Origin of the sequence: Bacillus sp. JJ664 (assembly GCF_036962205.1) — a bacterium.
GTDB lineage: Bacteria > Bacillota > Bacilli > Bacillales > Bacillaceae_G > Gottfriedia.
Genome location: NZ_JBALMS010000046.1, coordinates 1 through 10396, shown reverse-complemented (window position 1 = coordinate 10396; position 10396 = coordinate 1). Strand labels below are relative to the sequence as shown.

Annotated in this window: 6 protein-coding genes; 2 read left to right on the top strand and 4 right to left on the bottom strand. The window is 35.1% G+C overall.

Annotation, left to right across the window (positions count from 1 at the left end; genetic code table 11):
* On the top strand, positions 1-326 hold a 326-nt coding region (locus V7056_RS08145; protein WP_499700922.1), incomplete at its 5' end, for a metallophosphoesterase.
* Positions 327-366: 40 nt separating this feature from the next.
* Here the strand turns inward: V7056_RS08145 and V7056_RS08140 are convergent.
* Together V7056_RS08140 and V7056_RS08135 are read right to left on the bottom strand one after the other, a co-directional pair.
* Complete coding sequence (locus V7056_RS08140; RefSeq protein WP_499700920.1) at positions 367-1860, bottom strand: Ig-like domain-containing protein; 1494 nt, start codon at positions 1858-1860, stop codon at positions 367-369.
* Positions 1861-1929: 69 nt separating this feature from the next.
* Positions 1930-6279: a S8 family serine peptidase gene (locus V7056_RS08135; protein WP_499700918.1), complete on the bottom strand. Its 4350-nt coding sequence runs from the start codon at positions 6277-6279 to the stop codon at positions 1930-1932.
* 628 nt (positions 6280-6907) lie between these two features.
* Here V7056_RS08135 and V7056_RS08130 point away from each other — a divergent pair.
* Positions 6908-8620: a glycosyl hydrolase family 18 protein gene (locus V7056_RS08130; protein ID WP_499700916.1), complete on the top strand. Its 1713-nt coding sequence runs from the start codon at positions 6908-6910 to the stop codon at positions 8618-8620.
* Between the two features lie 248 nt (positions 8621-8868).
* On the opposite strand, the gene V7056_RS08125 is transcribed toward V7056_RS08130, so the two are convergent.
* Both V7056_RS08125 and V7056_RS08120 read right to left on the bottom strand, forming a co-directional pair.
* Entirely contained in the window at positions 8869-8997 is a 129-nt protein-coding gene (locus V7056_RS08125; RefSeq protein ID WP_499700914.1) for a hypothetical protein, read from the bottom strand.
* Positions 8998-9187: 190 nt separating this feature from the next.
* A complete protein-coding gene (locus V7056_RS08120) occupies positions 9188-10186 on the bottom strand; it encodes an NAD(P)H-dependent flavin oxidoreductase (RefSeq protein WP_499700912.1) in 999 nt (332 codons plus the stop codon).
* Positions 10187-10396: the final 210 nt, after the last annotated feature.

The following is a 10396-nucleotide window of genomic DNA, read 5'->3' as shown; positions in this document are numbered from 1 at the left end:
CTAAAAATGCATTTAATGAAATTAACAAGAATGCTTTTTCATTACTATTAGTTCACGAACCAGACATCGCTAATAGACTATATGAATATCCGATTGATTTACAGCTATCTGGACATAGTCATGGCGGTCAAGTGAAACTACCATTTCATAAAGCAATTTATACACCACCACTTGCCACAAAATATACAGAAGGGCTTTATGATCTTCAAAAAAGCTTAAAGCCAATGAAACTTTACGTAAATCGGGGAATTGGCACAACAAGACTACCTGTTAGATTTTTTAGTCAACCTGAATTATCGGTTTTTACTTTACGAAGCTTGAAATAAATAAAAAAGCTTGTGGATCATCACATCCACAAGCTTTTTCTTACTTACTCACTTTAATTGATTTCGATTTCCCTACATTTCCTGCTTTATCTTTTACGTAAATAACAAGTGTTGTTCCTGCTTTTTGATTTTTAATTTTAACTGAGTAGCTACCTTTACTGTTTGCAACGGCACTTCCGATTACTTTTTTACCTACTTTCACGTAGACAGTTGCACCCGCTTCAGCTTTACCAGTAACTGTTTTAGATGATGCTTTAACTTTATTGATTGTTGGTGCACCTGGTGCTGTTTTATCAAGCACTTTTACCTTCGTTACAGTACTAACATTACCCGCTTTATCTTTTGAAGTGATTAACAGGATTGTATTTGCTTTTTGAACAGAAATAGAAATTTTAAAGTTTCCATTTTTATCTGCTGTCCCCGTTTTGATTACTTTTGTACCAGATGTAATTGTAATGCTTGAGCCAGCTTCTGCTTTACCAGTGATGACTTTGTCATAATCTTTTAAAGCTGATACTGTCGGTGCTTTTGGAGCTGTTTTGTCTGCTACAACAATTGCTACCTCATTACTCACTTCACCTTTTGAATCTGTTGCTTTTACATATAAAACTGTTCCTTCTTTTATTTTCTTTGATAGATTAATAGAGAATGATCCACTTGCATCAGCTGTCGTTGTGACATTGAATTCCTTCTTATCTGTCACTGTTATAGTAGTACCAGCTTTTGCTTTTCCTGAAATGACTGTACTTTCAGATGTAACTGCATCCACTTTTGGTGTTTCTAAGCCTGTTGCTGGTGGCTCTGGATCAGTTGGCGGTACAACTGGACCTGGTGGTGGTGTACCTGGATCTGTTGGTGTTGTTGGATTTGCTTTTATAACAAATGTTTTCGTTTGACTTGCATTCATACCATCAATTGAAGCTGTCACTGTATATGTACCTGAAGCATTTGCTGGAAGTGTATATGTTGCTGTAAATGCTCCCGCTGCGTTTGATCTAGAACTTATTATTTTTTCTGTTTGACCATTTACAATTTTAAGAGTTACAGATTTACTTGCAGGTTTACTATCAACTAACACATTACCATCTATACGAACCAATCCACTTGGTGAATATTCAGGTTTATCAAATCCTATTGTCACAGATCCTGTTTGAGTTACCCCACCTGAAACTGTGATTTCATTTGTTTTAGATTCTCCTCCTGCTGTTAATCGAAGAGTGTATGTACCATTTGCAATATTTGAAGCTAATTTAATATTTGTTGAAATTGCACCGTTTGTACCAATATCACTATCATTCCACTGCTTAACTTCTATTACTTGTCCACTCGGATTTAGCAATTGTAATAATGGATTTGTTCCTTTACCTGCTTGTCCATCTTTTAAAACATTACCTGTTACTGAAACTGTTGAGCTAGCTAAATAAGCCGCCTTATCTGTTTTAAAATCCACAGTTACTGTTGATGCAAATACTGGTATAACAATTCCAATTGTTAAGACAAAAGTTGTTAGAATCATCAATAATTTATTCTTCAAAGTATTCACTCCCTGCATAATTGGTAGGAAGTCAGGGAGGCAAGACGCACCTCCCACTTCTCTACTTACTTAATTCACTGTAAATGTTTGTTGACTATTGCTTTCTGTTAATGGGCTATTATTTTGATCCCATACAAATACTTCTACTTTATAAGATCCTTTTTCAAATCCATCCAGTGCAAGATCTACTCCAAATCTATTCATTGATCCTTTTTTCAATGTATTCAGATCAACTTGTTTGAAGTATACGACTGCTCCTTCAGCATCTTTTACTTGAACGAATACTGTAGGACTTACTGCATTTTGTCCTAAGTTCTTCAAGTTACCTTTCACACTTACAGTATCACTAGTATTGAAGGCAGATGTTTTGTTTCCAGCTCCATCAATTGTAGAAACGCTATTTACAGTGATTGGGAAGTTTACAACTGTAAATGTTTGAGATTTTGATAGAGTACCATCTTCAGAAGTTAACACTAATGTGTAAGAACCATTTTGTGCTAAAGCATCTGGAGTGAATGTAGATTTGTAAGTCTTACCTTCTGCTCCTTCAAGGGCAAATTCTTTTCCATTTGGATCTACTACTTTTGCATTCCATTTAATTGAAGTAGAAGCTTCTGCAGTAAATTCATATGGGCGGTTTGCACTTACATCTTGAGATGGTGATGCTGAGAAGTTCGTAACAAATGCAGCAGGGGCAGCTTCACCTTTATAAATGCAAATTGTTTTTGTTACTACATGACCAGTTAAGTCTGTAGCTGTGAACTCAAAGTTATTTTCACCTGGCTCTAAATGTAATGTTACTTTTTGTTCTTTTGTAAGAGCTCTTCTTTCAAATGGCTCATCAAATATTGTTTTGAATTCTTCGCTTCCATTTACTTGTAAACGAAGCTCATCAAAATTATCTGCTACTGTAACTGTTACTTCAGGATCTTGTCCGTCAGCTGTTACGTAGTTATTTTCAGGAACTCCAGTTACATCAACTGTCGGTCCTTCAGTATCAACGATAATTTGACGTCTAAATTCAATGTGGTTACCAACTGAATCTTCACCTTCAAAATAAATCTCATGAACGCCATCTTCAATAAATGGTATTTGTGTAGCAAACTCATATTCTTTTAATGTTGAGTTATATTCAAGATCTAAGTCGATTTCTCCACCTTCGATCTTATCGCCTTTCACTTTTAAGTACTCAACTGCTGAACCATCACTTACATAACCAGATAATGGAACTTCACGAGTATCATAGTATCCTAGAGCTTCTGGAGAATCAGTAATGATGTATGGAATTGTATTATCCCATTTACCAGTTAATGATTGACCACCAGTGTTGTATCCATAGTCATAAGCAACTACTTCAATTGTAGATCCATCGTTTACTTTACCAATCTTCACTTTAAAGTTTGTTTTTCCTGTTGGGTTAACTTCACCTAATTTTTTGCCATCTACATAAACTTCAACTAATTGTAATCCGCTACCAGAAGCAGTATCACTAGCTGTAAATGATAAGTATCCAGTATTGCTGCTATAAGCCGCATTTGAAACTGTTGGTGCAGTTGTATCAACACGAACTGGTATTTTTACAATTTGCGGAGTTTCACCAGCTAAGTCTACTTGTGTTTTTACTTGATAATAGTAAAGACCATCAGCCGTTTTCTTGTTATTAATTAAACCATCCCACTGTGTGATCTTTTTGTAAGAGTACAGTGATGCTGCTCCTGCAGAAGCAACAAGATAGTTTTTACGCTGTTCTCCATCTGTTGTAATTTTTCTTAATGTTGTTCCAGCTTGATTCACAATGCTGTATTCAACTGATTTACTATTACGTAAGAATGAAAGAACTGGTGTGATTGCTTCATTCAAGCCATCACCATTTGGTGAAATTGTAATTAAATTCTTGTCATAACCATTAAATTTATTGAAACCTAAGTACTCACCGTACTCATCAACCATACCAGCATATCCGTAGAATGAGTCTGCATCGTAGATCATTCCATCTAATACTGGAGCCTTGTTCCAATCACCTTTAAATCCTACGAACGGTACAGAAATTGCTGGGAAAGGATTTTCTTGTGAATCATTTGTTAATTTAATGAAACCTTCTACAAAATAACCGTTTTTCATTAATGCTTCTAATGCAGCTTTCGCATTTGTTAAATCAACTCTTACAGTAATATCAGCTGATTCACCCGCTAAAAGAGTAATTTTAGGTGTAGCAACTGTTACTTTTGCGTCAGAAATCACTTTTTCTTTTAGTTGATTATAGCCATTTGCAATCGCATCAGTTAACACTGAAGCATCAACATTATACGTTACATCCTCTTTACTAAAGTTAGTAGCTGTTAATGTCATTGTGAAGGAATCGTTATTAATTTCTTTTAATTCAACCTTACCTTCATTTGTTCCTTTATTTACAACGTAAATTGGTGTAGAGATTGCTGAATGTAATTGCATTAATCCAGCACCTTGGCGACGAGGAGAATAGTAGATATTATTGTTGTCTGGGTCAGTTACAGGTTTAGCTGTATTCATTAGAAGAAGTTTTGCGCGTTTTACTTTTTCCGCACCTGTTAGAGTTGGGAATAATTGTTGCACTTTTTGTAACACAAGAGCTGAACCACCAGCAACGTGTGGAGCTGCCATTGATGTACCACTCATAACACCATATTTATTGTTATTAAGTGTAGAATAAATTTGACCACCTGGAGCAGTAATTTCTGGTTTAATACCTAAATCAGGCGTTACCCCCCAAGAAGTAAACGTCGACATTCTACCAGCTGCAGTATTTGCTACTTGCATTGGTTTATCTGGGAAGTTTACTTTAGCAGTTCCACCAGCAGCGATAATTTTTTCTTGTAACAGATTACCGTCACTTTGACTTAAAGAAACTAGTGGAATTTTCGGACTTAATAAAGCCATACTTACATAGTCACCATGGGCAGGGTTTCCTCTAACGATTACGCCTGATGCCCCAGCTGCTTCTGCTTGCTGTTGGATTTGACCGTAGTTTGGAGCAGCTGCAGATCTTACTGCAAAGACAACTTTTCCTTTTACATTTTTACCTACGTATTGAGCCGCACTTCCATCACCAACATACACAACATCTAGATCATTTGTTTTGCCAAATACTTCAACAAAATCTGGAGAATCTTGAGTTTTGTATGCGATTGGAAGAGATTCATTACCGAACTTCATCGTTAATTGTTTTAACGTAATCTTACTATTTTCTAAAGAGGCAACCGAAATTGAATTAGTTGATAAACCAGGTGAACCAACTAGTCCAATATCTGGGTTTTCCGCGTAAGGTTTATCAACACCACTACCAAAGTTTGCGCTATTACCTGCAGAAATGGACATAACAACACCACTGTTTACTGCACGGTCAATCGCTCTTTGCTCTGAGTTATTTGAATCTACGAAACCTGCAGTTGATCCTAAACTCATATTCAGAACATCTGCACCTAATTTAATCGCATCATCAATTGCTTTTATGTAAATATCCCCGAAAGTAGAAGGCATTGCAGGGTCATTACCGAATACTTTAAGTGCTAATAACTGTGCTTCAGGAGCGACCCCTTTGATTCCATCTCCTGTTTCATCACCATTTGCACCTACTGTACCAGCAACGTGCATACCGTGCATTGATGCATCTGGTCCTAGGTCTCTAACTTCACTATTTTTATCAGCATAGTTATAACCATATGGAACCTTACTTGTATAAAACTTACCTTTTAATCCTTCTTTTGCGACAACTGCATCCACTGATTCTTTAGTTAATTTAGGACTATTATTTGTCAGTTTCATATCTTTGTGTGTATAGTCGATACCAGTATCGATAACCCCTACAACCATTCCTCGTCCATCAAATCCAGCATTCCATGTTTGGATTGTTTCAACAAGGTCTTTACTAGAAATCATCTGTGGTTTTTCTGTTGGTCTTTGATACTGATTTACAAGACTGACAGATTCAACGTTTGGTAGCTTTTCAAGTTCCTCAATTTCTCCATACTTTACTTCACCACTAATACCGTTCATTACTGTTGTTACCTTGTTTTCAACATCAAAGTCAATGTCTTCTATCTTTGCATCAGATAAAAATTCATTTTGTTCACCTTGTACTGCTGATTGTAATTGTTCTTTTTGTGAAGCAGGAAGATCCTTATATCGTTTTCCTTGTTTAGTTGGTAAAACGATTGCTGGATCACCTTCTAACTCAACAATTACACGTACTTTATCATTATCATCGAAATGTTGACCCAAATCGATTTTTTGCTGCGGAACTGCTTTAGGCTCTTCAAAATTTGAAGTATCCCCATCTGACTCTGCATGAACAGAAGTAAGTCCCATACTAACATTAGATAATGTTAATAATGTCGCAACTCCTACTGCCATACTTCTTTGATATTTCTTTCTCTTTTTCACTTGCTTCTCCCCTTTGAATTATAGTGAAATACTAAAACAATCCCCCTTCTCAACAGTTTCATCCAATTGTTAGGTGTATTTTCCTAACTACATAAAAAGTAACATGACCATTTTCCCCCGTAAATAGCAGAAAAAAACTCATTTTGTAGAATTTCACATAAAATTACAAATTTTTACCGACAAAGTTTGATGTTTTTCTGACATAATTTTAGTTTTTTCTATGATTCTCCAAATCTCTTTATCAAGAAAAGTTCGCATTTTGAAATACTTGAGATGTTTTTCTGATATATTAGACATTATTCACGAATGGATGACATGTAAAAAATGAGTATTCTCTTAAAAACTACAAAAAATGATGCAAATATATCTAAGACCATTTTTTTGACTTTTTATGAGGAAAAATTCTTTCTTTTTTTTCAACATAAAATTAGAAATAATATAGATTTCTAATAAATTTATAGATAAATGAAGGCACGTATACAAAATGTATACTTTTATACCTAATAAACTAAATTCATTTTTGTAGTATAAAATTCTTATTCCGAATTAATAGAAATAACAAGAATGATTGGATACATTTTCCTGTTTTTTTAAATACTAAAAAAGATTGAGTTGAAAAGTAGGTGAAGTGAAATTGGAATTGTTTAAGAGATATGAAATAAAGGAGATGAATGGTGAAACAACAATCATCGTTCATTTATCACCTTTTTTAGAAGAATTTTCAAGTGAATTTGGAACAACCTCACTAAAGAAGTTTGTTAGCTTAAAAAAGTCAGCAATTGAATATATTCAGCAAAACGTCCCTCATATAAAAACTGCAACGATTAGTATTGTAGCTGGTTCATTTATATTAGCGTCTTTTCCAATGAAAAGCTCTGCACATTCAGCAAATTTTAATATGAGTTATTTATACTTTGGTAACACAGACTCATATCTTTCTCAAATTGATCAGACGAAAGGGAATTTAAATCTCGTAGCTCCAAGCTTTTTTGATATTCATCAAGATGGGACACTTAATGTTACAAATCAGTTTAGTGAAAAATTAGTGAGTGAAGTACATAAACGAAACATGAAGGTTGTGCCTTTCCTAAGTAATCATTGGGATCGAGAATTAGGACGAACTGCTTTAGCAAACCGTGAAGTTTTATCCAGTCAAATTGCCAGTTTTATCATGAAAAACAATTTAGACGGCGTTAATGTTGATATAGAAAATGTAACCGATGATGATCGAGAAGCTTACACTGATTTAGTAAAGCTACTTCGAAACAAACTACCAAAGGATAAAGAAGTATCAGTTGCCGTTGCCGCAAATCCCTATGGCTGGACACAAGGATGGCATGGATCCTATGACTATAAGGCTTTAGCTAATTATGCGGATTATTTGTTCATCATGGCTTATGATGAACACTATGAGGGTGGTACTACTGGGCCAGTAGCGAGTAGAGACTGGGTCGACAAATCAATTCAATACGCGTTAAACCAAGGTGTATCAAAAGACAAAATAGTACTCGGCGTACCATTTTTTGGCCGATATTGGAAGGATGGCAGTGCTGTAGGTGGATATGGTGTAGGAGTAAATCAAGTAGAGTCGCTCATTTCGAAATATAAAGGAGTCGTTTCATACGATCAAACAGAACAATCACCAAAAGCAACAATCACAATTAAAAGTGGTGACACGCTTCCAGTTATACATGGTAGAACTTTACAACCTGGGACATATGTATTTTGGTATGAAAATCTAACTTCACTGAAGGCAAAAGTAGACTTGGTTCATAAATATGACTTAAAAGGCACAGGTAGTTGGTCACTTGGTGATGAAAACACAGCAATTTGGAGCAATTATAAAAGATGGATGACAACGCATGACGAGAAAGTCACACCTCCCCCACCTGCCAAAGCTACAACTGCATATCCAATACTAAAAATTGGTTCTAAAGGTGAAAGTGTAAAAAAATTACAAACCGCACTCAAAAAACATCGGTTCTACTTTGGGACAGTGACCGGATTATATGATACGAAAACCAAAAATGCAGTCACAACATTTCAAAAGAAATACCATTTACAGATTGATGGGATTGCAGGAAAACAAGTACAAACAAAGCTTTATAGCCTACCTACCCCAAAAGTATATGCAACCTTACAACAAGGTTCAAAAGGAAAAAGCGTAGTAGATTTACAAAACGCACTAAAGAAACTCGGATTCTATACCGGATCTACTCACGGTATCTACGATTCAAAAACAAAACAAGCTGTGATAAATTTTCAAAAAAAATATAAATTAAAAGTTGATGGAATCGCAGGAAAGGAAACTCAGACGAAGTTGTTTGGGTTGACGAAATAATGAAGAAACCGCTCTGATTGGGCGGTTTTTTCATAAATAATAGCCTTCCCCATTAAATAAATTGAATAAAAAATTACATCTACTTAATTTTAAATAAGGATAGATCTTTATTTATCCAACTTTCCCTTTTAAATATTCCACCATTAAGTTTTGTAGGCTATTTGAACATAATCGTACTTTTGTAACAGATAAATTAATTTCAAGTCCAATTATCATAATTCCTATTTTTTAAATTTTCTTGTTCATTTTTATTTAAATAGATCCTTCATAAATTGAATCCCATAAGGCGGAACGTCCATCATCTTTAATACAACACCAATACTGACCACGAATAATAAAAATGCAATACTCCACCACATTTTCGTATTTTCTTTCATAAGATCCTCCTATCTTCATATTACCGATTATATTTTGTGAAAATATTAACATATGTAACTAGAAGAAAATGATGGAAGTTGTGATCATAAGATGACTATTTTTTTACAAATTTGAAAAACATGAAAAACACTTCAGAAAAAAGTTTCCAAAGTGTTTTTATCAATTACTAAAACGCTTACAAATTATGTGTTATTTATTAACTGTCGACTTTAATTTTTCAGCCTGTTCATTTAGCTTTTGAACAGCTTCATTGTATTCTACTTCAAGCTCACTAATAATATCAGCTGCTGAACTGATTTTTGTAATCGCACCAACCCCATGGCCTGCTGACCAAATTTCTTTCCAGGCTTTTGCGCTCGTTTCATTTTTCATGCTATCAAATTCAACTTTATCTTTCTTTTTTAATAAGGCTGGATCAAGACCGGCTTTTACAATACTCGGAATTAGCATATTTGCTTTTACTCCAGAGAATGCATCTGTCAGAACGATATCGTCTTGGGTAGAATCTACTAGCATTTGACGGTACTCATCATTTGCCAAGCTTTCTTCAGCAACGATAAAGCGTGTTCCCATGTATGCTAAGTCAGCACCTGCAGCTTGTGCAGCTAAAATGCTTTTCCCAGTAGAAATTCCACCTGCAAGCACGATAATGCCATCCCAGAACGTACGAACACTATCAACAAAAGCAAATCCATTTAGATTTCCAGCATGACCGCCCGCTCCTGTAGAAACTAGAATCAAACCGTCAACGCCAGCCTCAGCTGCCTTTTTTGCAAACTTCATATCGCTAACATCAGAAAATACAAGCCCACCATAGCTATGTACAATATCAACAACAACTTTTGGACTCCCTAAGGAAGTAATAACAAGCTGAGGCTGATGTTTTTTCAACAGTTCAAGTTCCTCCTGCAAACGACTATATGAACTGTGCACGACCATATTTATCGCCCAAGGTGCAATCTTACGCTCTGGTTCTTTCTCTCGCGCTAAAGCAAGATTCTCATTTAAACTACCCATCCATTGATCAAGCAGCTCAATTGGACGTGCATTAGGTGCAGGGAAAGACCCAATCACACCATTCATACAAACTGATTCAACTAATTCAGGTCCAGACACCAAAAACATTGGAGCAGAAATGGCTGGTAACTTTAATTGGCTCCACCATTGTTCAGGAATTTTCTTACCCATACAAAACGCCTCACTTTCGTAACAGAATTTTCTGATTATTACCTAATCTTACATTAGTAAACTATTATTTTCAATATTCTAAATGTAAAAAAGCATCTTGTAAGGTTAATCAAAACTTCTTCCTCCAGAATTTGATATATTAAAATAATAGATTTCAACTTTAAAAAAGCCCTACTTAGGTAGGACAAACTAATAAAATATTCATATTTA